This is a genomic window from Paracoccus caeni, assembly GCF_016629665.1.
GTDB classification, from domain to species: Bacteria; Pseudomonadota; Alphaproteobacteria; order Rhodobacterales; family Rhodobacteraceae; genus Paracoccus; species Paracoccus caeni.
Genome location: NZ_JAEPRQ010000001.1, coordinates 435,595 through 461,984 on the forward strand (window position 1 = coordinate 435,595; position 26,390 = coordinate 461,984).

The following is a 26,390-nucleotide window of genomic DNA, read 5'->3' on the forward strand; positions in this document are numbered from 1 at the left end:
TTTCAAGCGATGGCAACCTTTCGCGCCGCAAAAAATCCTTTTGCGGCGCGAACCCATGGTGAGTCTCTATCCTTTAGGTTTACTGCAGAGCGGTTGCCAAAATTTCTAAGGCGTTGAGCTTTAACGTTTGCGAGACACCTCACAAGTAAAAGCCATCCGTTCCATCTAGGAAAGAGCGCCATCATACATAGATGGAGTGATTCCTATATAAATTCCTAGAGAAGCCTCAGTGAATCAAATGTCCGCGAGCAGATCAATGCCTTCTTCATCACCTCAAGATATATATGAGGCAGCAAGAAAAATATTTAAGCGAGATAATAGAAGTGGCGATTGCATTGAACTTCTCGAACAGGCCCTAAAAATTCGGCCTAATCATACAAATTCAATTTTACTATATATAGAATATATTCGTGAAAACCAAGGAGAAATTCCCGCGCTAAAAAGATCATGGATCGAGATATGCAAGCATAAGAATGATAAAAAGCTGTACCTTCAGCGAGCTGATATTCTTGAACAGGTGTACGGCGGAATATTTTCTGCGCAATGGTGCAAAGCGGCACAGGAGATGTTTCCTTCGGATGCTACGATATTATATCGTTATGCCAAGGCGCTTTTCAGAGATGATTATAATCTCAAGGCCTCATTGGCGTGGGTGGGTAGAGCGCTCGAGATAAAACCGGCACAGATTGACGCGTTGAGGCTTAAAGTCGCCATACTTGTGAAGCTTGGAAGCCTTCCGGCAGCATTGGCTTGTTGCACAGAGGGCCTAAATGCACATCCGAAGGAAACTATCCTACGGCTGCGGAAAGGTGAAATAAAGGACCAGTTATTTGGATCTAAACGCGCAGCAAAATGGTACGCAGAGCTAGTAAAAGAATTTCCAGATGAAATTCGATTTCGCTACGAGCTTTGCAAGTACCAGATAAAATCCGGTTGGCTTAATTCCGCGTCTCAGACGCTGCGCGGTGTCCCAGAAAAAAACAAGGAAGATTATCAGTTTCTAAATATGCGATCAGAAATTGCGCATCTGAATGCTGACGATAAATTGGCTAGCTCAAATATTCAGATCGCTTTATCACGAGCGAGGAGGGAAGGCAATGCTCGGCAGGAATTGCTTTTTTTGGTGAAGGCAAGTCAAATATCTCCTAAATCGGCATCGGCTGTTAGGATCCTAGAGTTACTCAGATCAGGCTGCGAACTGAGAGATACCCATGCGGTAACTATTTTCCATTTTCTTGAGCAATGGTCAAATTCGAATGCTCCTGCAGAGTTTCTGGAAATATTAATTAAGAACGGCCATCTCAAAATATCCCTAGCTAAGGTGCTATTTTTACGTTGGGTCAGGCACTTGCCGGATCATGAAGTTGACGCTCAACTGGCTAAGTTTTGTTGCATTTGCACGAAAGAATTAGCGACTAAAATTGTGCAGTCTCCTGACTTCAGCAATCTGCCTTCAAAATTAAAAATCAAAAAATTAAGGAATGGCAAGAAGCTTACGCTCACCACCTACAATGAGGTGATTGCAGTTGCTGCGATCATAGATGCTTTGGGTAAAGTAGAATTGTCACTTCGTTTGTTAAGGCGCGGACTACGGAGGTGGCCAAGCATTCCTAGCATGATGTTTGCATATACGAGGTCGCTCGCAAGATATGGTCGCCTGCAAGAGGTACTCGACGAATTAAAATTCTACGATCAAAATAAAGTAATAGCCCATGATCGCTACGCAGAAATAAAGGCTCATCTGCAGTTTCAGCTCGGAAACCGGCTCCCGCTGATCAAATTGACCGCGAAAAAAATCAATACGCGGCCCGGAAATATAGACAGGAATGATGAAAGATTAATGCTTTTAAATCTGCCGCAAGGTGATTTGCATGGGCGAGCCATTTCCAGAATTATAAATGCATCGACTAATAAGTCGAACATCTCAATGCATCGGGCGCCAACTATTAATGGTGGGCTTGCGAATGAAATATCTATCTACAAGAAGCATTCACTGCCGAGCTCTGCCATTACTGCACATGCTGTTGCCATCGTTGACAGGCACGTAGAGCAGTTGGATGCTCCCAAAGCGACCAAACGATACGTTTCAAAAATCCCCAAGCATATTATGCAGTATTGGAGTAATGGACGGCCAGGTTTAGAAGTTGCTGAAATAATGTCGTCATGGAAATACTTGCCTGGATATAAGTATGAACTATTCGACAAAAGGTCTGCTGCGGATTACATTGCAGGTGTAGCGGGAGTTTCGTGGGTTCGAGCATTCAAGATGTGTAGAAGTGCTGCCGAAGAGTCGGATTTTTTTAGGCTATTGTGGCTGATTCATAATGGCGGAATTTATGCTGATTCTGATGATAGAGTAATTTTGACTCCTGATCCGCTGCTTGCAGCAGCCAATCACACACTTCTCTACCAAGAGAACACCGGAACAATAGGAAATAATTTTATGGCTACAGTCCGTAGGCATCCGCTTTTTGAATTGGCGGCAAGCATGGCGAGAGAATCGCTCATCCGGCGCGAAAGCGAGAATACTTGGGGGAAAACAGGTCCGGGCTTGATAACTCGAGCGACAGCAAAATTTTTGTCGTGCGGTGAGGAAGAAAGAGGAATTTTAATCGTCAAGCACTGTCAAATTGGAAGGTTTATTCAAATGCATTTGCCGCTGCCGTACAAAAAAAAGGCGTCGTACTGGGATGCCAAAGGAAAGAACAGCTCGCGCCTATATACTTCGACAATCGATGAATTGGCTCGCAACCTTTCCGCGGGTCGAAGTATATAATTAGTGCTTTAGTTGGATTATGCGCAGATATCTATGCTTGTTCTGGGTGCACCTAGGGGGAGATGATTAGCTAATGATTTCACAAAAAACAGATCGCTATAATCTTTTTGACATAAATACTTGATTGGAAAATAATAGAAAAGTCTTGACCGGAACAATGCTCAGTAGTTTAAATGGAGAACGGAACGCCACGGTCGGTAACAGAGCTTATGAGCGTGCTAGATCGGCGCGCAATTTGTTCAGCGGTCCTAGCGAGTTTATGCGCACCCGAATTTTACTGCGTCAGCAGCGGTTTCCTCCGTATGTCGCTTTCAGATATCGCGGCAGTAATGATGACCATCTAACATTTGTTCTACAAAACTATGAACTGGAAGGAGCTTGAAGTGGAAATGGTTGAAGGCGCTGATGAAGTGACCGACGGGAAAGATAACATGATGCGACGCGATCTAGAAATGGTCGGATCAGAACCAACTTCCCCTGTGAGTAATTTGTGCATTAACGGCTCAACTATTTTTTTAATTGGAGTGCCTCTGGAGGAGCGCCCTGAGTTTAAAGAGTGGGCAATCGAAAATGGCGCAAGTAAGGTATCTGTTTTAGGCAGCCGCAGCTTGATATCAAGCAGTTTAGACCACATCGCGCGTGAGAAGGAAAGTATATTTGTTATTCCCGTCGGGTACAAAATGAAGTTCGCTGATTTGCGACTCCTGAAGGAGAACGGATGGCGGCTCTTAGGTTTGTCGAGACTTGAAGATAAATTTCTATTGACCCCATTGAATATTGACGTCGAGATTTTTGTGCATCACCCCCATGTGCAGAAGTTAGATGAATCATTTCCACCTGAAGCTAATGACATTTCCCACATTATGTTTAATTCTGAAAAAGGTTCTAAAGGATCGTCGCATCTGCAAAGCAAACACGCCAGCTCGGACAATGTAGAGCCTGACGATATAACTATGATTATCTGCATCAGATCTCATTCTGAAAACCCTTGGGTATTAGACAGACTTATGGCGCTGCATTCGATGTATCGCCCGGCGCCTCGGATACGAATAGTTGACTTCGGCTCTGAACCAGATCACAGCTCGCAGATCGAAATAATCTGTGCCGAAAGCGGATTTGGCTACACGTTTGTCGAGGACAAAGAAGTATTTTCTCTTGCCAAAGCCCGGAATATAGGAGCGTCTGAATCAGACACCGATCTATTGTTTTTCTCCGACATTGATTTCGTATTTCCAAGCGATTTTTTTGCCGAACTAGCTTCCGCAGCATCTTCGTTGGCCGCGAGGTCAAAGATTGACGTATTATTAATGTGTTCAGCTGTTCACATGTCAGAGACTGCTAGTTCAGAATTTGTTAGTCTTGCTGACCCACTAACTCGATCCGTATTTCTGCGGCAATTGGGATATCGGTCCATTTTCGAGCAATTTGGAAAATCTGTTCAATTTGTAGCGCCATACTCAAACGTCTTTATGATTAATAAGAAATTATTCTCCTTGGCCGGTGGGTACGATGAAAATTTCAGGGGCCATGGATCTGAGGATTTTGAGTTTATAACGAGAGTAAATCTTTTTACTGGACATTTCCCAATGCCGCGCGAACTAACCGTTGACTCTGGGGGGCCGACGAAGGCGGACTTCTTCAAGGCGAAGAATTATGAAGGGTTCCGCGCGCTTAATACCGCCATATCGCTACCTGGTCAACTTAACGGCCTGCGCGCATTTCATCTGTATCATCCCACACCTCAGGATGACTGGCGGGTCAATAACGACTGGAAGAGAAATAAACTCAAAGAGCGAATGAGCCGTTATGCAGTGAACGAAGAGCGCATTATAGAAATAGATTATCTCCCCAGAAAGATGAAGGCCTTATGTATCTGCCTTCACAAGGATCATTGGGGTTATTTTGCTCCGCTGCGTTTGGCCGGTTATGAGATAGTTCCAATTTACGACAGTGCGGTTAAAATAATATCTGAGGCGGCTCAGCGGATTATATCAGGTGAAGTTGACGCCTTGGCTATATATAATCCATACATGGATAGTCATCGTAAATTTCTCGGCCTATTCCATGTCGCACGTAAGTACTGCAAAACAATTGTGGTGGAGCGAGGAGCGCTTCCTGGAAGTATTTATTACGCCAGTGATGTTGCATACGCTTCGGATGAATTTTCTATAGACTCATTCTTTAGCTATACTCCGTCTGCAGGTGAAATTTCGAAGGCGTCATTATACATGGACATGCTTCGAACTGGTGGATCCATGCTAGAGGCTGGTGACCCCTACAGCTTTACGATGAAAAAATATTTTCCGCTTTCGGTGCTTGATAAAAAAATTATATTCATTCCATTGCAAATGTCCGAGGATATGGCGGTCACGATGTTCGTGAACGGGCGGCAGAAATATGACGAATTTAGTGACTCTATCAATGACATCGCCGCGGATAATGATGATGTAATATTCGTTGTGAAGCCGCACCCCCTTACCAAGGGCGCCATATCGCTCAAAGGCCATAATGTAATCGTAGCCGATCGAAGTGATAATATTCATGCTATTATCGACATTTGTGATGCAGTTGTGGCCTACAATTCGGGAGTTGCACTTCTTGCAATGGCTCATCAAAAGCCAGTATGGACAGTTGGAAACGCGTATTTTAATCGTGGTGGAGCAGGGCGGGAAGCGAATAGCCTCGCCGATGCGGTTCGCGAGGTGTCTGGAGGAGATTTGCTTGTCGACGAATCAGCGACAGTTCGGGTCTATGCGTGGTTGCTGTCAAAATTATATTCAGAGTTTGTAGCCACCGATAACGTCCGCGAGTTCCAGACACGTAAAGCTCATGGGTATAAGGATATCGTTGTCACGTCATTAAATGTTGATGGAAATCGCATCGACATGGGAAGGGTGCGAGCGAGCAACGAAGGCATCTCAAGCACACTTGGTGCCTCGCTGCTGAATTATGGCAACATGCACGGTTCGCCAAGCTCCTGACGTGAGGCCTATTTGAGCGGATAGGGGATCGACGTTGACGCTGTGGTGCGCAGCCCCTCCTAACAGCACTTATGTGCAGCATGGTCCTGAACGGACAAGGGGGAACATGGCATGAATTCTCTAGCATCGACGTCGATCTAGCAAAACAGCTCGGCTTGGTAGTTCAAATCCCGAGAGGGAGCCCATGGAGTGAACTCCGCATGATAGTTGAGTAAGCGGCGCCTCGACCGCACCTTCCGGCCTTTGCTCCGATTGTCGCATTAGTTGTTTGGCATCATCGGAGCGGAGTTTCTCCATGGAGACTGCATTGGAAGTTCTCCCGGTTGGCGGTCGAGGTCATCGGAACCGGAAGTGATCGGATAAGGTGAAGCCGGGGATAGTTGCGGAAACTCTGCTGCCGGGTGCAACGGTGACTGAGGTGGCATGGCTTGCCGGCGAGCCATGTGTCGTCGTGGAGAACGCTAGCGCGGAAAGGGCGGCTGTTGTATTGGCATCTAGATTTTTTGTTGACTATACTGCCTGATATCGAGGTGACCCTAGCGGGGGTCAGAATAGCGTAATTGTGCGAGAGTGGGATCCTATACCTCCACTGGAATTCTGTTACTGGATCACGCAGTCTGTTCATCTAGCGGGGGGCGGTGTGCACGAGAAAAACGATTCTTTGGCTTGTCCTCAACTTTAACTTTTCACTTATCATAAGAAGGCATCCTGATATGGAAACATTTGTGCACATAGGGTGCCACAAGACTGGAACTACATACCTTCAAAATCTTCTTGCCGCCAACTTAAGCTTACTTTCCAGAGAGGGCGTGGGTTATCTCCCTCTTTCCGAATTAAGAGGGGATATTATCCCGAAGGCAATTTCCTGTGAACATCCTCTCGGCTACATAAAGTCCAGAATTTCAACTTCCGGACACGATAATTTACGAAGCATCCTTCTCTCAGACGAAAATATCATTGGAACGTGCTCCGAGTTTGTGTCCACCGGGGTTGCCTATCCCAATGCAGAACATAAGTTGAAAAGAATATTTAGAGATTCCGATAAGGTTGTATTTTTTATGTGCATCCGCAGGCCTTCTGATTTTATTGTCTCGGCGTGGGCCGAGGCAATCCGATTTCGGAGCTATGTGGGATTAGATAATTTTACTAATTTAGTAAAAAATAGAGGCTTTTCTTGGTTCAGTGTGGTTAGAAGGATAAAAGATATTATAGGCGAAAATAAATTGTTTGTATGGACTTATGAAAATAATGAATTTGGCGTTGACTATCTTATAGAAAAGCTGACCAAGGCGAGATTGCTGCGTTCCGATTTGGTCGCGCCAAATGAAGTGGCTGGCCGATCCAGTATGTCCCAAGAGGGATATGACCTTTTATATTTGATGGATAAACTTCTCGGAAGGGATGTGGTAATTAAATACTCAAAGGCGGTCGCAAGGTCCGCGACTACTGGTCCCTCCATGAAAAAAAACCTGCTTCTTCCCGCAAATGTCTCCAGTAAGTGGGATGATGAATATTTGGTAGACTTGGATAAAATTCGTGAAATTCCAGGAGTATCTATAGTTCACAGTATATAAGCTATTGAATGGTAGTGTTCTGGCGGATGCGCAACAAGGTCTCCTTGCCTCCAGTTGAATGCTCTGCCGGCACAAACCCCTGCCATATTACCAGATCACGCGCCTTACGAAATTGCCGGGCAAGTCCGAACACCTCTTTCGTGTCGCAGAAAACGGTAGACTTACCCGGTGGCATTGCTCGGGTTACCAATCGACCAAGCGCTGACGCAATCTAATCACCTTCGCTTAACTGCTGAAGTTTCTTACGCAATAGGGCGAGGCGTTTTTCTTCCAACCGGATACGGATCTTGCAAATTCTGATATTTAATTTAAGAGCGTCTTCGGCGTCAGTGTTCGTTTGTAATATGGGCATCATCTCGGAGTAGTTGCTCACTCTCATCGTGTCCTCACCATAAAAGGGTGTCAAGAAAAGTATGATAACGGGAAACCGCCGATCTTCTTGGGATGGGCGGACACTAAATGCGCCTTAAGGGTATCTATCTTTCACGACTCGCTAATGGATGTGAACTAGCAGGTTTACCTAGGCGTTTGCCTTGAACCTTGATGCGCATCAACCCTAAATCCAGTTAACAGAGGCCTTTTTTCCATAAAGATGCCGATGAATGACGTGATGAATGCGCTTCACGCGCAGCAATTCCGCCTCGCGGGCCTACTGGTGTTGGTCTTCTGGTAGATTGGCATCAGCCCCATAAGGCGTATCAGTCGCCGGATCCGCTTCTCGTTCACGAGGTGGCGTTGCGCAGGTGCTAGGCTATCTGCCGGACAGCGATTAACGGGGTTTTCAGGAACTGCTCGTCGATCTCAATCTGCCGGATCAGACCGAAGTTCTGCTCGGTTTCGCCCTTTGGGGTGCACCCGAAGATCGCACCCCACACCACATAGGTGATCACCCGATATTCGGTGACCCCCTGTGTAAATGGGCAAATTGTCTGCGCCAACGTAAGCGTTGCATCTGGCCCCCTTCAAGCCTGCTGAAACCGGCGCTGTTTCCGTATAAGGTTCCTCAAAGCATGAGGTTACCATGGCCGACGTTCCCCAGACACTTAACATATTCGGCTTCTCCATTCCCGTCATGTCTGGCGGCAGACGCCTCAGGTCACAACGTTTCAAACGGTTCATCTGTCAACGGCGGAGCAAAAGTCATCCATGGCGGCGGCGCAAAACCAGGCCAGTTTGTGAGGGAATGCGCCATGGCGCGCGCGCTCACCACATAGCCAGTGCGTGCCATGGCGCACTGGCCCGTCAGGGCCTGTTGTCGTAAAATTTCTGGATCTGGATCAGCGCCGCCTGCGGGCAGTGCTGTTTGCGAGGCGGTAGCTTTCGCCGTTCATCTCGAGGATGCTGACGTGGTGGGTCAGCCGGTCGAGGAGTGCGCCGGTCAGGCGCTCAGAGCCGAAGGTCTCGGTCCACTCGTCGAAGGGCAGATTGCTGGTGATGAGGGTCGATCCGCGTTCATAGCGCTGCGAGATCAGCTCGAACAGCAATTCGGCGCCGGTTTTGGACGGGGGCACGAAGTCGAGTTCGTCAATGATGAGAAGCTTGTATCCAGCCATCTGCTTTTGGGAGCGCAGCAGACGGCGCTCATCACGGGCCTCCATCATCTCGCTGACTAGGGCTGCGGCGGTGGTGAAGCCAACGGACAGGCCCTTCTGGCAGGCAGCCAGCCCGATGCCGGGGCGACATGGGTCTTGCCAGTGCCGGACGGGCCGAGAGCATGCACGTAGGGTCCATTCGCACCGGGCCAGTTCAAGAACCTGCATTTTGTTCAGCTGCGGGATAGCCGCGAAGTCGAAGCTGTCCAGGCTTTTGACGGCCGGGAACTTCGCAGCCTTGATGCGACGGTCCACCATCCGCCGTTCACGGTCGATCAGTTCAAGTTCGACCAGCCGTGCCAGGTATCGGACATGGTCCAGCCCTTCCGTCGCGGATTGGCGGGCGAGCTTCTGATGCTCGCGCAGGAATGTCGGCAGCTTCAGTGCCTTGAGATGATGGGCGAGCAGGATTTCCGGTTCATCACTCATGCCGCGTCCTCCGCATCGCCGGACAGCAGCCGCATGTAAGACCCGGCCCTGGTCTTCTCGACCGTCGCCTTCGGCAGATAGGGATAGCAGTCGAGATCCAGCCGGCAGAATCTTTGCCATATGGCAGCGGTCGTTGTCATAGAGAACCGATTGCGGAACAGCGCCGAAGAACGACAACGCATGGATGTGGCCATCCACCCTGGCCTCGGCCACCGCCGCAGGGTAGGCCCGCACATAGCACGCATCTCTGTGCGGAAGGTCCAGCGCGAAGAGGTGCGCCTTCTGCTCAACACCCTCGATCCGGATCAAGGCCTCACCGAAGTCGGCCTGAGCGTGACCCGGCGGATGCGACAGCGGGACGAACACCTCCTGGCCCCGCCGTTCACGTTCCCGGATATAATCCTTGATGATCGTGTAACCGTCATCAATGGCAAAGCACCTTTGGTCCGGGCCTCAATTCGGCGGAAAGAAAGTCGGCCTGTCCTCGATCGTATCCACAACCGCCTGATGGAACTTGAGCAACACTACCTCGGAAAAAGCGATATGCGGAAAGCTATTCGCTATACCCTCGCCCGCTGGATTGGCCTGACCCGTTTGCTCGATGATGGCAGGATCGAGTTGGACAACAATCCAATCGAGCGACAATTCAAGCATACCATTCTTCTGCGCAATAACGCGTTGTTCATCGGCAGCGAGGAGGGCGACGAAGCATGGGCCATCCTCGCGAGCCTCGCCCAGACCTGCAGCCTCAACAATATCGACTTCTACCGCTACCTGATGTGGGTCTTCGACGAAATCATCGGGAAAGGCGCTGCTGTTGACTATGAGGCGCTCCTTCCCTGGAACGCCCCGAACAGTTGCCGCAACGACCTGCCTAAACGCACATAGCGCCCAGCCAGACGTGCAGAAAATATGTTTCACCCCGCGCCTACGGGAAGGGCGCGGGGCACGAACGGCTGCGCGGCTCTCAATATATGTTTCTGCTGGATGCGGCGACGAGCTGAGTTGCCCTCCTATCCAGCCGCCAAGGTGCTTGATGCGGGTTTCGATATGCCGCTGCCAATGCGGTGCCGCTTGCTGTGGAATCGCCGTGGATCTGCAATTGAGATAGTCGTGCGCGCCAATTTGTGGCAGAAAGTAGTGCCATTGGAAGGAGAAGCAGCTTCCCGAAGACCCTGACACCCGACCTCGGAATCGCCTTGATGAACCTACATCTGCATGGTTGCGTAGATGTAGGTTCGGCCAACGAGCTCTGCGACCTGGGCCTGACCACGCCGTTTACATTACGCGTGAGGGCATCCGACGACACCCAATTGCAGTTTGATGCGCTCATGCTGGAGCTTTCAGGTCATATCGAGATCGGTCGCATGACATATGGCGCCGCAATCACACATCGATTTGTACAGGACGCCTTTGAGCGCATGCGAACCGATCAGTGCCGCGATCAGAGCAAGGTCGTTTTTGAACAGGCCTATCTCGAAAACTGTTCACAGGCCGTGCTTTTGAGAAATCACCCGCGTGCGGCCGTTGCCTGGTGGCTTTAGGCACCGAATGGCGTGGAGTGCGCCGGCCCATGACCCGGTGCGAGGTTTTTTCCATCCAGCTATCGGTTCACTGCTGGCATTGTGGTTCAGCTTGGACGTAAATTATCAGTCATGATGGAATTTCGTGTATTGTCGGATGATCACGCCGATCTCAACCTGTCTCCCTTGTTGCGCGCGGCGCGACTGACCATTGGCTATGCTGATGAGCATGACGGCATCGGCCTGACAGCGACAAAGGCGTTCAGGCGTGATTTCGTGCATTGGGCGGTCGAGCAATTTGACTGGCCAGGTCAGTCGGCCGCCGAGGTCTTTCGGCACCGGAAATTGATAAACGAGGCAGATTTCCAGCCGCTGGAACTCCTGCATTTCTTATTAATCCGCCTGCAGCTCGGACGCCACCACAAAGGCAGCTTCAAGGTGAACAATGATGGACGCATGTTCGCCGCACAACCGGGCACATTGTTTGACAGACTGGTCCCGTCTTTCCTTTTTGCGATGGACCATGCTGCTTATTCCCGGATCGGTGAGCCCGCTCCAGGCAATTGGAACACTTGGCTGAACGTCATGAACGTCGAAATTGAGAGCGGGATCAGCGAGCGACAGCTTTACGGGGTGTTTTACGGAGAGGGTCCAGATTGGGATAACGACGGTTGGCGCCAGATTGCCGCGTTCAGCGCATCTGTCCTGAAACCCCTCGAGTGGGCTGGACTGATCGCCATGCAGGAAGCGCGTGAGCCGAACGGGCGGTTGGCCCACATGATCTTCAAGACACCGCTGTGGCAATCCGTGCTCAGGCTTGACACCGATGACATGGTCCGGCCCGTAATACGTCACTGACCGTGAGCGTGCGTAGGTGGTGGCCATGGGAGCCATCATCTTCCACCAATGAAGCCGGATGCTGCATGGACATCGGCTATGCGGGACGAAGCAAACTCGCAGCGCAGGGGGAAGCAGAGTAGCCTTGGAACTTTCACGGGCCGGGTCACACGAATGTTGAGCTCCCCCCGAAGCTGGCCAAGAGCGCTTGCCATACCTCTAGCTTGATCGTCGCAGTGGGAATCATCTTATTCCGGTGCTTAGCAGCAGCCGATGTTGCGATCATCGTGCTAACCTCAAGGCGTGCACTGATGCTTTAAAAAAGACATCGACCAGGGGAAAATTTGGTGCGGTCCAATGCAGTTCGAACGAAAAGGACTGATTCGTTTTTTCTTCTCGGTGGCGCGTTGCGCCACTCTATCGCTTAGTTAATGTTCAAAATAGTGCCCAATTTGAGGACCAGTTGCAGCGCTTACGTAGCAACTGTATCTGTCAAGTTGGATGGTCCGCACATTTCTGACGACTCTTGGATAATGCATTTGCGATAGTGACCAGCTTTCTGGCAACGGCGGTGATGACCTTCTGCGGTTTTACCTGCCTTGCGAAGTCGATCCGCGAAGGATCTCAGGCTGGGGTTGTGATGGGCGGCAACCTGGGCCGCTTGGAACATCACGTGCCAGAGTGCACGGCGATACCCGTTTTCCGCGAAGTGTTCCGCTGTCATGCGCGACAGGGGGCCAGTTTCGCAGCCAGCCCGCCCGTCCACGATGCATCATGAAGGCTTCCGCCTGACGCAGCGTGCATCGAAGGTTGACATCGCCTCCATCGCAACAACGCAGGGCGGAAGGCCACCAAGAAAGTCCAGCAGCCGGTGTCGCTTTATATGTTTGCGAAACACAATCGCTCCTGCTGCGTCCAAACTGGCAAGACTGCAAATGGTCTTGCCAAGATAAATCCCTAGAACCTTGTCGTCCATCAGATGCTCCTCTCTCCACCTATGCCCGCAACGATAGCAGCAGATTGGTGGTAAGGCAGTTCATCCCATTGGCTCAGTAGCAAACAGCACCGTAGTAGAGTGAGGGCGCTGGAGGTGTTCGCGTCAATGCAGGGCGACGCTATACAGAAAGGTCTTCTAGTTTTTTCCCAGCTTTTAGGGCCTTTTCCATCCAAAGAGGTTTGCGGCCACGTCCCGTCCAAGTTTGGGTCGCATCCTCAGGGTTGCGATATTTGACTTCCACGGGCTTGCGCGTCTTTGCCGTCACTCCAAGATTAGCCAAAGTCAGCCCGAATTCTTTGACGGCGTTTTCCGCTGCGATGATCGCTTTCGCCTTCTGCCGCACTTCGTAATTTTCGATGGCCTTGTCGAGCTCTTTGCGCAAGCGCTTGAGTTGGCCAATGTCGAGGGTTTCAATGTCAATATCGCTCATATCTTTTTATCCTTTGTGCGATTGTTTTCGGCTCATAGCATCGGGCCAAGCAATCGTCCATTGTCGCGACGTCTATTATCAGTAACGAAACGGATCTCTCGGAGGTTTCGTTGATCGCGCCAGCGCGCTCATTGCTCTTGCAGATGGTGATACGACGCATTTGCAATTCGTCAAGAAGGTCGCGGAGGGCTCTGATGCTGTGACCGCCCCCCGATGGCATCTGTGTGCCAAGGTGGGTCTGCAATGATCCACAAAGGAAAGCGATCATGTCGGAGATTGTCACGGTCGGACTCGATTTGGCGAAGAATGTGTTTCAGGTTCGCGGGGCCGACGCTGCGGGCCGGGCGGTGCCGCTGACGTTGCCCCCGACTTTTATCCAGCGTGAGCGAGACTCGGGGTTTGAGTTTTGCCAATTTTGGCGGGTTGGGCAACAGAGCCAGTCGAAATCAGAAAATCGCGCAACCTCAAGGCAAAGTGACCGCGCAGCCTGACCGCCGAGCGGGAGCGGAATATCGCGAGATCTGGTGAAATCCGTCCTCTTGTATAGTCAGCCCGCTAGACACGTTCAGCAGCAGTGCGGTTTATGAAAGTAAGGCTTTTTGCCACAAATAGTATGCTGATCTACTGAGACTCGGGCCTTCAAGTTGCGCGACCATCGGGTAGATTTTAACGCCGGTGTAACCGTCCCGAAGCAATCTCTGCGCCCAAGCCGCACGTTCTTGCGTCATTGCGATTGGACGACCGATCTTTTTACCCATTGACACCGCTTGCTTCACATCCTGCTTGGAGAGTTGCGCATGCTGTTCGTGCTCAAGCCGTGAAAGGATTGTTAACAGTTGTGGAAGAAACTCCTGGAGGCTTAGGTTAAGGACGCACGCATCATTACTATCCCGAAGTTCTCGCACCGCATTCATGACATCGGAAATTCTGGTCTTCGTTTCCAGCAAATGGTCAAATAGCAGGCATGGATCGAGCCGGCTGTTTTTTTTGTATTTAAGCTGGATCAGTGCATTAAGCAAACCTGCGCCTCTTGCACACGCAGAGCCAAGATGCGGGCCCGAACGACTCATTTTTCACAACTCATCCCTTTCACATAGCAATCGTAAGCGAGTGGACAGACTTTTCCTAGATGTATACCTAGAATCTCCGTCTAGAGTACTAAGCCACAAGAGTGCGCTTTCCAGCGCGCGCAGGCGGCGGACGACAACACAAATTGCGATCAACCTGGGCCCGCCACCTCAATTCTTTTGCGCTCAACCAACTACTGTGAATCTTGCGCAGTGATTGCCACAACAGCAAATCAGCAATCCACTCGCATTCTGCGGAACTGATCGACCGGTACTTGATGAAAAGTTCGTCAGCCTCGAGCTTAGGGCGAGCGTAATCGTTGAAGGGACGCCGTCCACATGTCCGCTTCTGATACACTCTGGGGCGCTTACCGCTCCCCATGTAATGGTCAGAGTCTGTTCTCCGTCGCCGCATGTGCGCTTTCACAGTCTGGCCACTAACGCCAAATCTCTTCCCTACCGCCCTGTAGCTACCGCCGACCACACGATAGACGCGCTTGAGATGTTTTGCGCTGGGCAACTCGGCGTGGCGCCCCTCGCGGATATAGTGACCCTGTCCGACCAGAGTATCTTTAATCGTTTGGCGACGACACGAGTAGAAACGCTGGAGCTCTCGCAAAGACATTCCAGCAAGCCATTGATCAGAAATGAACGTATCGATATCAATCCCATCCGCACGCATTGATTTAATAGAATTCCTTCGAAGACCATCACTCTTTCTCATCCAGACATAGACCAAGAAGGCCAACAACAGCCTTTCGTAGTTTAGTCCGTTCGGAATGGCAGAAAAATCCTGAAACCGATTCCGTGAAACGCCCGGGTCTTTGATCTGAGTGAGAAATATCTCTAGCGAGAAAATACCGTACCGAAACATAACGTCCTGAGCAGAAATCGTTCGGGATGGTCGTTTCACTGTCATAGGTATCGCCCTTCAGCTTAGTGCGCTATCTCCATGGGACGCAAATAATGCACGAGCAGGCTGCCATAGTCACTTTCGGAATGCGAATCATTTCCGCATTATCTGGTCAGAATAATTCTTCTCACCTCTACTCCTGGGAGAGACCGCAATGTTTGGTTATGTCGGCGTAAATCTGGCCCGCCACGACGAGATCAAAAGAAAGCTTCGCTCCAAGGGCGTGAGGCTGATCGATATCGCCGTTGCGACCAGTCGACAACCCAGTCAGGTGACACAAGTACTTCAGGGTTACCGAAAAAATGCGGAAATCGAGCAGATGGCGGCATTCCATCTTGGAGTGGATGTCGACGCTCTTTTCCCGGAGCGCTATCCATCCAAAGCAACTGATAAGGAGAACTGATATGCTTTGACAAACGAAAACGACCCCGAAAGCATAAGCTAACGAGGTCGCTGCGCGTCGAAATTGCAACGTCCCGACGTGATCAGCTTCCTCCCTGACAGATGAAAAGTCAAGCGCATTGCCCCACGGCACTGCAATGCCTGCACATTCCCGATCGAAAGGAGGAGCGTCGGACACGGGGCCGAGAATGCCGGTTCCGTGACGGCCGAGCCATGACCAAAGACAACCTCAACGTCAAAGCAGCCACTGCGAAATCTGCCAACTACAAGATTCTGCCGTTGCCGGTACTGGTCGCAGCAGGTCCGACAGAAACCGCAACGTCGTTAGCTTCCCGCCTTACGCTTGCCAATGGCGCACCAAGGATGTTGACGCTCTGCAACGAGATGTCGATATCGCACACCGCGCTTTGCCACGGTGCCTCCGATGCCGTCGAGCGTATTGCGCAGCTCGCGGCGACCGATCCGACCAACCTACTGTTTCACACGCCACGCCTCATTCGGAAAGGCTGGTTCCGGATCGGCAACGAAGACCTGAAATTCTCGATTTTGTTGCGGCGCGGCGGCCAGATCTGCCAGCTTTGTATTGGCGAGAATCGCGACTTGGACGCGCGGCTGGGCCCTTGGCAGCCAAGCCTTTGGCAAATTTCCGCATTTCGAAGATGTCCGATCCACAATATAATCTACGAACGCCCCAGCTTTGCCTGCAAACCTGATGACTTTCTGGATTTTGCGCGTCTAATCGCGGGATGGATCCCCGAGAAGATCATGCCCGGCCCTTGCGGCGAGCGCGAGCTCGACGCCTATCTTGCAAAACGGATCGAGGTTGGCGCGGGTCAAGAATGGATCGACCAACAGCCTCTCCATGTGATCCATTCCTGCGCGGAGGCACTGGGGTTGGCCGTGCGGAATGGACCCGGGTTTAGAGTGCGTGATGCGTCCACATTGGAACTGATCTCCGCAGGCAACGAGGGAATCAAATGGCTGGCCACAGGCAAGGAGGGGCTTCTCGCCATACTCGCCGATCTGCTTGCGGCATCGGGTGCGGATCGAGCAAACTATGGAAAAATATACACAACATTTCTGTCATGCCTGATTGAACGGCGCCTTGACCCTGACTTTGATCCAATCCGCGACATTGTCCGCGAATTCATCCGTGATCATTTCTACATCCCCGCCGAGACGTCCCTGCTGGGCAGGATCTGTGACACACCCCGCGTCTACACCGTTGCGACTGCCGCAAAGACATTCGATGTGCCGATTTCACATCTGTCTCGCTATCTCGTTCGGGAGAGCCGGATTGTGCGGCAGACCCGCAAAAACACGATCAGCGACGTCAACACTCTTGTGCCGGTCGGTGTCATGCGGGGCGCAGTGATGGATGTCAGAAAACTGTCGACCTTGGCGGTCTCGCGGACAGTGCTGGGTATCGACCGCTTTGTGATGGAACGGCTATGCGAGGCAGGTCTGCTGTCACCCCGGCTGGGTAGCGAAGACGGGGGCATGCCGCTCTATCACCTCGATGACCTTCTTGCGTTCATCCACGGCCTTAGGAAGGGGCTCGTGCCGTTGCCTCAGGCCTGCCTTGACTGGAAGCCGATTACCAAGATCGCAGCCCGATGCCACTGCTCGACTGCATGGTTGTTGCAGCAGGTAGCCAGTAAACGATTGGCGCTCGGCACGTCCCTCAAGGAGCCATTCCGCCTCGACGACTTCCTTGTTTCACTGTCCGAGGTCAAACGGCTGCTGCTCGCCTCTCCTGAGGGGAAGGTGTCCGCGATGGAGGCCGCAGCGCTCCTTGGCGTCAATGCTAAAACCATACATGCACTGGCCGAGGCTGGGTTTCTTGAATCTGAGAAAATCGATTCACGCTTGGCCAATCGCGATCGCCTAGTGATCGGGGTTGCATCGCTCGAAAGCTTCGCGCGGTGTCATGTCGTGCTGCGTGCGCTGAGCGGGACAAGGAAATCCACCTATCAGGCCACACAAGATTTCATTGCGGCGCAGAACGTCCATCCCCTTTCACTCGGTCAATCCGCACGGTGGATCTATCTGCGCAAAGACATCGAGCGCATTGCAACTCGCCCCGGTGGCGAAAAACTTCCCCGCCTTCTTGATGCCGAGGATGCCAAGCTGCGCGTGATCGGCGAACGGCTGTCGGAACGGAATTCGCAAAAGCGCGCGGCGCTCAAGGCCTCCGCCCTTGGTGCAGGAGCGCAGCCGTGAAGCGCGTATCCATCACCGACATTGAGCATGACAGTTGGGCACCCGGAATCCCCCAACACACAACCGCCGGAAAGATTGAACTCGGGGCGATCCATGGCGTGCTGCCCTTCAACGGGCGGCGCAATCCGATCACGCCCAGCAGTATTTCGCATAAGGTGTCTTTTACCTATCGCACCGCTGCGAACAGTTGGCGGTTGCGCGTGGGATTCGCGGAAAGCGGGGCTGAATATGCAGCTGGTCTGCAGGCGTTAATTGCAACCACAATCCACGACGTCGAATTTCAGCCGGTCGAAATCACCTATCTCTGCCCGATGACCAGTCGAACCCGGCAGCATACGATTGATATCCGGCTAACATTCCGATCCGGCCTGAGACGCCTCCTCTTCGTTCGCAATCGTCACAGCCTAACGAAACCGCAGACCGAAGCAGAAATTGCCACGATCAGATCCGCGGCGCAGGAGAGCCACGGGCACGAGCTACACGTTGTCGATGCCGATGCATTTTCTCGTCCGCGCCGGGACAACCTCCGTCGCATGTACTGGTATATCATCGAGGAACCCGATCCGGTCACCGACGAGATTGTTCTCGATACTGCGCAGCATCTTCACACACTCTGGTTGATTTCTGACCTGCAGAAGGCGATCGCACTTCCGCGTGGCCGTGTGATGAAATCTTGTCTGCGCCTGATAGGCCGACGTCAGCTACAGGCCGATCCCGATGCCGTGATTTGCGAACATTCGAGGATCTGGAGGCCCGAGCCATGACAAAAATCAAATATGCCATTCCTCGAGGGGCTCGCGTCGCGGCACAAGGCCTTACAGGAGCAGTCTATCCTGTTGGCGATCATTACCGCCTCGTCGATGATGCCACCGGTAGCCAGGCTATTCTCAGCTACACCGAAGTCGTCCAGGGTCTGAACATGCCCGGGGCCCCCTCACGCATTGCGCTTATGGCGCAGACAGAGGCGGCGGCGCGCATCCGCCAAGGCGGTCGAATGTATCGTTATCAGCTTTCCGAAAAGTTGCGCGATCAGATCGACTTCCGCAAAGCGCTGATGGTCGGGATCGAAGCGCTGATTGCAAAGCTGGGTCACGTTCGGGCCACTGATCTCAACCGGATCGAGCATCGACGGTTCGTTCGCGAGATTGCGCAGCAGCTCTACACCCGGCTGCCTATCGATATTGCCCGGCGCGGCGGCTCGGTCAAGGAGGTGGCGATTATGCCGAAAGGCCGGACCATGCTAGTCTATTATACTCGCTATCGAGAGTCTGGTGGTGATGAAATGTCGCTTGTTGACCAAGTGTGGCTCAGGGGCAACCGGACCGGGCATGGCATATGTGATCGCATGCGGCATTTGATGACCTTGGCTTTGGAGCAGGCATATCTCGACACAAAGAAGCCGACAATTGCCGCTGCCCTGAAAAAACTCTGTACGCTGATCGTTCAGGAAAACGATCTGCGCCAGCAAAACGGTCAAAAGCCATTTGCCCTAGTTGATCACAAAACATTATCGCGGCACATGAAGAAAATTGGCTCGACCGCAATATCCATCGCCCGCGACGGTGAGCGCTCTGTTGCGAATAATCGCTCCCGCGGGACAACCGATACCCGTGCGCTGTTCATCGGCGAGTTGGTTGAGGTGGACGAGTGCAAGCTGTCGCTGATCACCGTCGCGAAGAAGCATGGTTTCTGGGCCGCTCTATCAGAAAATGACAAACAGGCGTTGGCAGAGATCGAAGACGTCATCCGCACCCGTCTCTATCTAGTGCTTATGCTGGACGTTGCATCGCGGATGCCACTAGCCTGGGTGTTGACGGATGCCCCTTCCGAAGCAACCACGCGTGAACTGATCCGCATGGCCACACGCGACAAGACCAGAGAAAAAATCCGATATGGCTGTGAATGTGATCCTTTGCCGGCGATCGGCCTAGCCTGCTTCAAGGCGGATAACGGCACCGGCATTCGCAACGTGGGCGTGAAACAGGGGCTGCTAGGCATCCGTACCCACTCCATCGATGCCCGGACCTATCATAGCATTGACAAGCCCTATGTCGAGCGCATGTTCGGGACGATTGAGAGCACGCTCATCAATCTGATCCACGGTTATACAGGCCGCAAGGCCGGCGCTTTGCCTGGATATGATGCGCTCCGTAACGGTGTCCTCGACTGCGAGGAACTCTACGGCATCATCACCCGGTACCTCATCGATGAATACCCGAACGAGCGTCATTTCGGAACAAACATGATGGGTCAGCGCCCGATTGACAGAGCCGCTGGGCTCATCGCCGAGGAGGCGGTGATCGTACCCCCTTCCGCCCATGACCGCCGGATCCATCTTGGTTGGATGGAGCAGCGCCGGATGACCGACGAGGGCATCAAGGCATTCGGGCTCCCCTTCAACTCTGTAGAGTTGCAGCAATTGCGCGACCATATCCATAGCCGGGTTGCCATCTATGTCGATCCCGACTGCATCAGGCACGCTACGGTTCTGATCGAAAATCATCGCGAGCCGGTCCTCGTCGACCTCTCCTGGACCGAGATGCAGGATCTGACCTTACCACAATTCTTGGCAGTCCTTGAACAGGCCTGGAATGAAGATCCGCAGACCACGCACCTGCGCGAAGCTCAGTTGGCGCGTGTTCGGGCGAGGCTTTCCGATCAGCTGGAGAAAATCGCGCTGGAGCGCGGCCTCGCGCGCAGCTTCATGACCGTCGACGAGGCTCAAACAAAGGCCGCGCGCTATTCGACCGGGGTTCATGTCAGCCATCCTGGTCAGCTACCGGGAACCCTGTCTCCGGATGATATCGCTCTTGAGCTCCCGGCCTCGGAACAGCATCGGATCGGACGAGGCCATCAGCCGCCGATCGAAGGGGGATTGGACGAAAAGGAGGACCGTCCCAACGAACGAGTCTTCATCAAACCTGACAGCAAGGGGAAGCTGACATGACATTTATTGCGCTAGATACAGCAGGAGCTCTCGCCGAGTTGAGGGCGCTGCACTATAATTTTCCTCGCTCCCGCCGCCTCCGCGAGGCCTTGTCCTGGATGCTTACAGACTATTATGCAAAAGCGATGGTGGGTCGTCCATTCGAGGCCCGGGGCCTGCTTGTCACAGGTCCATCGCGTGTCGGAAAGACCGATGAAATCAGGCGAGTTCTGTCACAACTCGATGCATCAGGAACAGGAATGCCCGATGGTCGGCCCGCACGCATCGTCTCGGTGATGCTCGACGGCAAGACCACTTGGAAGGATCTGGGGCTGAGAACATTGAACGATGGGTTGAAATACGTTGCCACCGGGCGCATGACGCAGCGTGACATCTGGGCCAGGGTCAGCGCGAATGCGCGCGCACAGGGCATCGTTGGTATCCACTACGACGAATGTCAGCACATTTTCACTACCGCCAGCGCAGACAGCCGGGCTATCATTCTCGACAGCTTCAAAACCCTGTTGAAACAACCGGATTGGCCAATGATGCTGATCCTATCGGGTGTTGAAAACCTCGTCGATCACGTTAACAGCGAGGAGCAGTTGCGGTTTCTCCTGCGACCTGTGGTTTTCGGTGAGATCTGCTTGCACAAGGAAAGCGATCTGGACGAGTTGCATATGCTTTGTGACGCCTATGCCGAGAAAGCCGGGTTCGAATTCAAGGCGCTGTACTCACTCGATTTCTATCGGCGACTGAGCTGCGCCGCAGCCAATCGCTGGGGGCTGGTAATTGAGTTGCTTATGGAAACGCTGGTCCTGGCCCAAACTGGGGGCGTCGACGAACTGACCTTACAGCATTTCTGTACGGCCTTTACTCAGCGTGCCGACTTGCGTGAGGGCTTCTCACCGTTCTCCATCGACGAGTACGAGCGTGTGTTCGAGGCGGCAAAGGTGGTTGCGCTATTTGAAAAGAAGGGGAAAAATAGCTGACCACCAGTTGCGAAAGCCTTTTAGAGGCTGATCCCCGACATCTTTGGGGTTAATCGCAGAGATCCACGCTACGCCAGTGAAGATGTGTCGGTGGAAATGGCAGCCTTAAAAAGGACAGAGGCCATTGCTCGCCCGAGAGTTGCGGCGGAGCGCAAATTTTGGAATGCCGCCGAGGCGGATAGGTTGGAGGCCTTGCTGGATGATGCCTTGGAGTGCTTTTGCAACCTGAAATGCGGGCCAGCCTATCGGCGAGCCATTCCGTTGCTTCGCGCCTTTATTTGCCGCACCAAGAGTTTTGTATGGATTTCCGCCCAAATTGTACCGATTTGGTCCCGCCTCTTGCGGGCATCGATTATTGTTAATCTAAATCAACGCATTATAGATTTATTCGTTCTTTCTTGGGCCACAAATTTGTACTCTTATGCGCCACTGACAATATTAGGCAGACAGTTCCGCCTTTATGATCACGGAAATCGCCTCTTGATGAGGCCAATCTTTCCCCAATTCATTGAAGCATATCGGCATAGTGCGACCCGCAAGCTGCGAGCGCTCAGGAAGTTCGATTAAGTATTGCATCGGCGTTGACGGCGGCACGCAAGCCCCGTCGGCGGTTTTTGCACCAGCGCGCGGACTGGGCTTGCGGCGCAAGGCAATTTGCACAACTTTTAGGTGCATTGCGTCATGGAAGCCTTTTATGACGTATTGCTGTAGGAACATCTTCTAATAATGGATATTTGACATGGCGAATTTCATCGGAACCCGGCTTGCGGATTTGCTGCGGGGAGCACCGGGCGACGACCTGCTGAAAGGTCTGGGCGGCAATGACACGCTGCTGGGACATGACGGCAACGACACACTTGAAGGCGGCGACGCACATGACCTGCTGCGTGGCGGGCGGGGCAATGACAGCCTGTTTGGAGGCTGGGGCGCAGATACGCTGACCGGCGGCGAAGACGACGATCTGCTGGACGGCGGCGCGGGTCACGATTCCCTTGACGGCGGCATCGGCGACGACACGCTACGCGGCGACGGACCGGGGGGCATTCATGGCAATGATACCCTGTCGGGCGGCGAAGGCGAGGATGTGCTGTATGGCGGCAGGGGTGATGACCTGCTGCAAGGTGATGCTGGCGACGACCAACTCTATGGCGACGGGGGCCATGACACCCTTCTGGGCGGCGATGGCAACGATCTGCTGTTAGGCGGCGCAGGACATGATGTCCTGCGTGGCGGGTTGGGTGATGATGCGATCGAGGGTGGTTGGGGCAACGATACCATCACCGGTGGCGATGGCTACGACAGGATCGCTGGAGGTCGTGGGGACGACCTGATCGAGGGTGGAAATGATGACGATTTCCTCCTTGGTGACGCTTCTTTAGATATTGTGGGCGGTTCGACTGATGATGTCACCCGCGAGAAACTGGGTGAAGGCAATGACACTTTGCGCGGCGGAGAAGGAAACGACGATTTGCACGGAATGTATGGCAACGATCTGCTGGAAGGGGGTAACGACGACGATTTGTTGGTTGGCTGGGACGGGAACGATACATTGCTTGGCGGCGACGGGGACGATGAAATGGACGGCGACATACCCACTGATTCATCGTTTGGAGAGCATAAAGGCGATGATTTGCTGAGAGGCGGAGCCGGCGAGGATACGCTCTGGGGCGGAGTTGGTCGCGACACGTTGTTCGGCGGTGTGGATGCCGACGAATTCGAGTTCATCTCCGCAGCCGAAAGTCGACCGGGCAATCAGCGCGACATCATTGGCGATTTCGAAGTCGGCATCGACAAGTTGACTTTCGACGACGACGAATATGATCCCGAGATCCCCGCCTGGACAACGTTGGAATGGGCCGGCACGACCGCTACGGCGAACGGTGTCTGGATCGTCGTGCAGGACGGCAATACCTTGGTTCGCGCGGATGCCGATGGCGACACGACACATGACTTCGAAGTCGAAATTCGCGGTGTCACCAATCTGAGCGAAGACGATTTCCTCTTCTATCTGTAGCAGCGCTCCAATCGCTTCGGCGCCGCGACCTCTGCGGCGCCGAATTTGTAAAAGTGCCCCGCGATCGGCAAGTCGCCGCGCGTGGCGACGGGGTAAATCGACAGCAGCGACCGGGTCGCCCTATAATTGCGGCACTATCGGCTAACCTGCACATTTCAACGATAAAGACTCCGGAGATTGAATATGGCGAATTTCATTGGCACCCGGCTTGCAGACCTTTTGAAAGGCGGGCCGGGCAACGACCTGCTGAGGGGCCTTGGCGGCAATGACACTCTGCTAGGCAACGACGGCAATGACACGCTGGAAGGCGGCGACGGCCATGATCTGCTGCGCGGTGGTGCGGGGGCGGATCGGCTTTTCGGTGGCTGGGGCGCGGATTTTCTGACCGGCGGCGCGGGCAATGACCAGCTTGACGGTGGCGCAGGGCATGACTCGCTGGAAGGAAACCACGGCAACGACACGCTGCGCGGCGACGGGTCTGGCGGCATCCATGGCAATGACAGCCTGTCGGGCGGCGATGGCAATGATCTGCTCTATGGCTTTGGCGGTCATGACCGGCTGGATGGCGGCAGGGACCACGACCTTCTGCATGGCGGCGGTGGCAACGACACGCTGCTGGGCGGCGCGGGTGATGACACGATCTATGCCGGGGCCGGCAATGATGTCGTTCTGGGAGGAGACGGCGATGACCTGATCGAGGGCAGCCATGGCCGCGACACCATCAAGGGCGGCGACGGCGATGACGAGATGTATGGCGGTCGCGGCGAGGACGTGATGGGCGGCGGTGCTGGCAACGACACCATCGTCGGTGACGGCTGGGAGGGCTTCAGGTCGCTTCAGGTGATGATCGAGAATTACGGCGATTCCCCGGATACGCTGCGCGGCGGTGCCGGAGAGGATCGCCTGCACGGGTTGCACGGCAACGATCTGCTGGATGGCGGCGACGACGACGACTCGATCGCCGGGTGGGACGGCGACGATACGCTGCTTGGCGGGAATGGCGATGACTATCTGGTCGGCGATCTCGATCTCTACACCTACTACCCCTATCACGAGGGCAACGACCTGCTGAAAGGCGGAAAGGGCGACGATATTCTGGCTGGCGGCCAACTGCGCGACACTCTGTTTGGCGGGGAAGGTGCCGATACGTTCTGGTTCAACCGCGATTCAGATGGCCTCGCGGGTTCCGGCGAAATCGACATTATCATGGATTTCGAAGTCGGCACCGATCTGATCAGCTTCGACCGTTTCGACGCTGATCGGAGAACGTCGGGGATGGACGTTCTTGAATGGGCTGGCACTACGGCGACGGCGAACAGCGTCTGGATCAAGGTCGAGAGCAACCGGACCCTGATCTATGCCGACAATAACGGCGACAAGATCGCCGAGTTCGAGGCCGAGGTTCACGGCGTCACCAATCTCAGCGAAGACGATTTCGCCTTCGATTTCCTGTGACAACCTTGCTGACGTTCGGCACTGCGTCTTGCGTGGTGCCGAACGTCATGCGGGTGCGACGAGAAGGCGCGATCGATGGGGAATAGCCAGCGAAGCCTTGGAGGGTTTGGTGGCGATCAGAGCGTCGGCGAGAAAAATTACCCATCAAAACCCCATGATCGGAGGGTATGAATAACGCTGTAACGGTCGGTGCAGCCCGATGAGTGGGTCTTTTTCGAAGGTCTTATCCGTGCTGCCCGGCACGCGAATGGGTGCAAACCTGCGGACCATCGGAATGTTCCGGATGGGATTTACTGGAGTGAAGCGTGAGCCGTCACTGGTTCGAGGCCGCGCCGATCACGAACCGCCCGCGATATGCTCGATCAGCTTCCTGACCGAGGGACCAGCCCCGTCATCCCGCCAGATCAGATGCAAAGACCGAGCGGCCCAGACCTCATCCAAAGGCACCGCAACCAGCTCCGCGGAATGGGTCGCGACGACGGCCTCTGGCAGGATCGCCAGACCGGCCCCTGCCGCCACCATCCGCAGCACCATGCCGACATCCGCCAGACTGGCCCGCAGATGCAGCGGCCCAAGTCCGTGTGCGGCGGCACGTTCATCGATGTGACGTTGCAGCGCGCTCATCCGGCCAAGCCCGATCACCGGATGACGCACGATATCCGCCAGCCGCAGCGACCCGCCTTGCGCCAGAGGATCGCCCACCGGCAAAACCACCACCAGCCGGTCCTTGCGCCAGAAGCGGCTGACCAGCCCGGCAAGATCGGCGTGATCCGCCACGATCCCCAGTTCCGCCCGCGCTGCGCTGACCGCCTCGGCGGCCTTGCCGCTGGGCAGTTCGGTGATCGCCAGATCGACGCCCGGATGGCCGCGCAGATAGCCCGCCAGCAGTTCCGGCAAACCGTGATGCAACGCGGCGGTATTCACCACCAGCCGCAGATCTCCGCGCAGGATCGAGCTGTGATCCCGCATTGCCACCTGCAATGCCCGCGCCTCGGCCAGCATCCGCAGCGCGTGTTGATGCAAATCCATCCCCGCCGCCGTCACCCTGATGCCCCGCCGATGCCGCTGCAACAGCGTGACGCCCAGCCGTATCTCCAGATCGCGCAGCCGGGTGCTTGCCGCCGCAAGCGACAGATGCGCCGCCTCGGCACCGCCGGTAATGCTGCCCGCGCGCACCACCTCGTCGAAAAGCCGCAGATCGGTCAGGTCGAAATCCATAGCCTTTGCCTTTGCCTAAGCCAGACTCAATGAAAGACGAA

20 protein-coding genes and 2 pseudogenes are annotated in these 26,390 nt (G+C 53.7%); 15 read left to right on the forward strand and 7 right to left on the reverse strand.

Annotated elements, in window-relative coordinates; genetic code table 11:
* The first annotated feature begins 256 nt into the window (after nt 1-256).
* From JJJ17_RS02040 to JJJ17_RS02050, 3 genes are all read left to right on the forward strand, one after another.
* Entirely contained in the window at nt 257-2,776 is a 2,520-nt protein-coding gene (locus JJJ17_RS02040) for a glycosyltransferase (protein ID WP_200683398.1), read from the forward strand.
* Between the two features lie 389 nt (nt 2,777-3,165).
* Nucleotides 3,166-5,757, forward strand: a complete 2,592-nt coding sequence (locus tag JJJ17_RS02045) for a capsular polysaccharide export protein, LipB/KpsS family (RefSeq protein ID WP_234463913.1) — start codon at nt 3,166-3,168, stop codon at nt 5,755-5,757.
* Nucleotides 5,758-6,470: 713 nt separating this feature from the next.
* A complete protein-coding gene (locus JJJ17_RS02050) occupies nt 6,471-7,331 on the forward strand; it encodes a hypothetical protein (RefSeq protein ID WP_200683401.1) in 861 nt (286 codons plus the stop codon).
* Between the two features lie 746 nt (nt 7,332-8,077).
* On the opposite strand, the gene JJJ17_RS02055 is transcribed toward JJJ17_RS02050, so the two are convergent.
* From JJJ17_RS02055 to JJJ17_RS20255, 3 genes and pseudogenes are all read right to left on the reverse strand, one after another.
* Nucleotides 8,078-8,221, reverse strand: coding sequence for a hypothetical protein (locus JJJ17_RS02055; RefSeq protein ID WP_200683402.1), 144 nt, complete (start codon nt 8,219-8,221; stop codon nt 8,078-8,080).
* 387 nt (nt 8,222-8,608) lie between these two features.
* Nucleotides 8,609-9,352 carry an ATP-binding protein gene (locus JJJ17_RS02060; RefSeq protein ID WP_234463840.1) on the reverse strand — a complete coding sequence of 248 codons (744 nt, stop codon included), beginning with the start codon at nt 9,350-9,352 and terminating at the stop codon, nt 8,609-8,611.
* A gap of 90 nt (nt 9,353-9,442) precedes the next feature.
* Nucleotides 9,443-9,772 (reverse strand): annotated as a pseudogene (locus JJJ17_RS20255) (IS21 family transposase); the annotation flags it as partial.
* On the opposite strand from JJJ17_RS20255, the gene JJJ17_RS02065 reads away from it, so the two are divergent.
* The 3 genes from JJJ17_RS02065 (at nt 9,698) to JJJ17_RS02075 (ending at nt 11,733) form a co-directional block, all read left to right on the forward strand.
* Entirely contained in the window at nt 9,698-10,240 is a 543-nt protein-coding gene (locus JJJ17_RS02065; RefSeq protein WP_234463914.1) for an IS66 family transposase, read from the forward strand. The pseudogene JJJ17_RS20255 and the gene JJJ17_RS02065 overlap by 75 nt on opposite strands.
* Before the next feature lie 314 nt (nt 10,241-10,554).
* Nucleotides 10,555-10,896, forward strand: a complete 342-nt coding sequence (locus tag JJJ17_RS02070; protein ID WP_200683404.1) for a hypothetical protein — start codon at nt 10,555-10,557, stop codon at nt 10,894-10,896.
* A gap of 111 nt (nt 10,897-11,007) precedes the next feature.
* A complete protein-coding gene (locus tag JJJ17_RS02075) occupies nt 11,008-11,733 on the forward strand; it encodes a hypothetical protein (RefSeq protein ID WP_200683405.1) in 726 nt (241 codons plus the stop codon).
* Between the two features lie 751 nt (nt 11,734-12,484).
* On the opposite strand, the gene JJJ17_RS02080 is transcribed toward JJJ17_RS02075, so the two are convergent.
* Nucleotides 12,485-12,688: a hypothetical protein gene (locus JJJ17_RS02080; RefSeq protein ID WP_200683406.1), complete on the reverse strand. Its 204-nt coding sequence runs from the start codon at nt 12,686-12,688 to the stop codon at nt 12,485-12,487.
* A gap of 139 nt (nt 12,689-12,827) precedes the next feature.
* The gene (locus JJJ17_RS02085) at nt 12,828-13,139 is read right to left on the reverse strand and encodes an H-NS histone family protein (RefSeq protein WP_200683408.1); all 312 of its coding nucleotides are present in this window, start codon (nt 13,137-13,139) and stop codon (nt 12,828-12,830) included.
* 266 nt (nt 13,140-13,405) lie between these two features.
* Between JJJ17_RS02085 and JJJ17_RS02090 the strand changes: the two genes are divergently transcribed.
* Nucleotides 13,406-13,630, forward strand: coding sequence for a hypothetical protein (locus tag JJJ17_RS02090; RefSeq protein ID WP_200684859.1), 225 nt, complete (start codon nt 13,406-13,408; stop codon nt 13,628-13,630).
* Nucleotides 13,631-13,720: 90 nt separating this feature from the next.
* On the opposite strand, the gene JJJ17_RS02095 is transcribed toward JJJ17_RS02090, so the two are convergent.
* Nucleotides 13,721-14,209: a hypothetical protein gene (locus JJJ17_RS02095; RefSeq protein ID WP_234463841.1), complete on the reverse strand. Its 489-nt coding sequence runs from the start codon at nt 14,207-14,209 to the stop codon at nt 13,721-13,723.
* 1,064 nt (nt 14,210-15,273) lie between these two features.
* Between JJJ17_RS02095 and JJJ17_RS02100 the strand changes: the two genes are divergently transcribed.
* The 8 genes and pseudogenes from JJJ17_RS02100 to JJJ17_RS20295 all read left to right on the forward strand — a co-directional run.
* A complete protein-coding gene (locus JJJ17_RS02100) occupies nt 15,274-15,522 on the forward strand; it encodes a helix-turn-helix domain-containing protein (RefSeq protein ID WP_200683410.1) in 249 nt (82 codons plus the stop codon).
* Between the two features lie 212 nt (nt 15,523-15,734).
* On the forward strand, nt 15,735-17,744 hold the full coding sequence (locus tag JJJ17_RS02105; RefSeq protein WP_200683411.1) for a TniQ family protein: 2,010 nt from the start codon (nt 15,735-15,737) through the stop codon (nt 17,742-17,744).
* On the forward strand, nt 17,741-18,508 hold the full coding sequence (locus tag JJJ17_RS02110) for a hypothetical protein (RefSeq protein ID WP_200683412.1): 768 nt from the start codon (nt 17,741-17,743) through the stop codon (nt 18,506-18,508). Before JJJ17_RS02105 ends, JJJ17_RS02110 begins: the two co-directional genes overlap by 4 nt.
* A complete protein-coding gene (locus JJJ17_RS02115) occupies nt 18,505-20,691 on the forward strand; it encodes a hypothetical protein (RefSeq protein ID WP_200683413.1) in 2,187 nt (728 codons plus the stop codon). Before JJJ17_RS02110 ends, JJJ17_RS02115 begins: the two co-directional genes overlap by 4 nt.
* On the forward strand, nt 20,688-21,662 hold the full coding sequence (locus JJJ17_RS02120; RefSeq protein WP_200683414.1) for an ATP-binding protein: 975 nt from the start codon (nt 20,688-20,690) through the stop codon (nt 21,660-21,662). The genes JJJ17_RS02115 and JJJ17_RS02120 overlap by 4 nt, the downstream gene beginning before the upstream one ends.
* A 739-nt stretch (nt 21,663-22,401) precedes the next feature.
* Nucleotides 22,402-23,676 carry a calcium-binding protein gene (locus tag JJJ17_RS20620; protein ID WP_200683415.1) on the forward strand — a complete coding sequence of 425 codons (1,275 nt, stop codon included), beginning with the start codon at nt 22,402-22,404 and terminating at the stop codon, nt 23,674-23,676.
* Nucleotides 23,677-23,859: 183 nt separating this feature from the next.
* A complete protein-coding gene (locus JJJ17_RS20495) occupies nt 23,860-25,131 on the forward strand; it encodes a calcium-binding protein (protein WP_200683416.1) in 1,272 nt (423 codons plus the stop codon).
* A 189-nt stretch (nt 25,132-25,320) separates the two neighbouring features.
* Nucleotides 25,321-25,428, forward strand: a pseudogene (locus tag JJJ17_RS20295) (IS5/IS1182 family transposase); the annotation flags it as partial.
* 39 nt (nt 25,429-25,467) lie between these two features.
* On the opposite strand, the gene JJJ17_RS02135 reads toward JJJ17_RS20295, so the two are convergent.
* Entirely contained in the window at nt 25,468-26,349 is an 882-nt protein-coding gene (locus JJJ17_RS02135) for a LysR substrate-binding domain-containing protein (RefSeq protein WP_200683417.1), read from the reverse strand.
* Nucleotides 26,350-26,390 lie beyond the last annotated feature (41 nt).

Coding starts and splice junctions, on each gene's coding strand:
- JJJ17_RS02100 (WP_200683410.1), top strand. CDS start 15,274: ATGTTTGGTTATGTCGGCGTAAATCTGGCCCGCCACGACGAGATCAAA.
- JJJ17_RS02085 (WP_200683408.1), bottom strand. CDS start 13,139: ATGAGCGATATTGACATTGAAACCCTCGACATTGGCCAACTCAAGCGC.
- JJJ17_RS02120 (WP_200683414.1), top strand. CDS start 20,688: ATGACATTTATTGCGCTAGATACAGCAGGAGCTCTCGCCGAGTTGAGG.
- JJJ17_RS02135 (WP_200683417.1), bottom strand. CDS start 26,349: ATGGATTTCGACCTGACCGATCTGCGGCTTTTCGACGAGGTGGTGCGC.
- JJJ17_RS02080 (WP_200683406.1), bottom strand. CDS start 12,688: ATGGACGACAAGGTTCTAGGGATTTATCTTGGCAAGACCATTTGCAGT.
- JJJ17_RS02075 (WP_200683405.1), top strand. CDS start 11,008: ATGATGGAATTTCGTGTATTGTCGGATGATCACGCCGATCTCAACCTG.
- JJJ17_RS20495 (WP_200683416.1), top strand. CDS start 23,860: ATGGCGAATTTCATTGGCACCCGGCTTGCAGACCTTTTGAAAGGCGGG.
- JJJ17_RS02090 (WP_200684859.1), top strand. CDS start 13,406: ATGTCGGAGATTGTCACGGTCGGACTCGATTTGGCGAAGAATGTGTTT.
- JJJ17_RS02095 (WP_234463841.1), bottom strand. CDS start 14,209: ATGAGTCGTTCGGGCCCGCATCTTGGCTCTGCGTGTGCAAGAGGCGCA.
- JJJ17_RS02045 (WP_234463913.1), top strand. CDS start 3,166: ATGGTTGAAGGCGCTGATGAAGTGACCGACGGGAAAGATAACATGATG.
- JJJ17_RS02060 (WP_234463840.1), bottom strand. CDS start 9,352: ATGAGTGATGAACCGGAAATCCTGCTCGCCCATCATCTCAAGGCACTG.
- JJJ17_RS02050 (WP_200683401.1), top strand. CDS start 6,471: ATGGAAACATTTGTGCACATAGGGTGCCACAAGACTGGAACTACATAC.
- JJJ17_RS02115 (WP_200683413.1), top strand. CDS start 18,505: ATGACAAAAATCAAATATGCCATTCCTCGAGGGGCTCGCGTCGCGGCA.
- JJJ17_RS02070 (WP_200683404.1), top strand. CDS start 10,555: ATGAACCTACATCTGCATGGTTGCGTAGATGTAGGTTCGGCCAACGAG.
- JJJ17_RS02105 (WP_200683411.1), top strand. CDS start 15,735: ATGACCAAAGACAACCTCAACGTCAAAGCAGCCACTGCGAAATCTGCC.
- JJJ17_RS02065 (WP_234463914.1), top strand. CDS start 9,698: ATGCGACAGCGGGACGAACACCTCCTGGCCCCGCCGTTCACGTTCCCG.
- JJJ17_RS20620 (WP_200683415.1), top strand. CDS start 22,402: ATGGCGAATTTCATCGGAACCCGGCTTGCGGATTTGCTGCGGGGAGCA.
- JJJ17_RS02040 (WP_200683398.1), top strand. CDS start 257: ATGCCTTCTTCATCACCTCAAGATATATATGAGGCAGCAAGAAAAATA.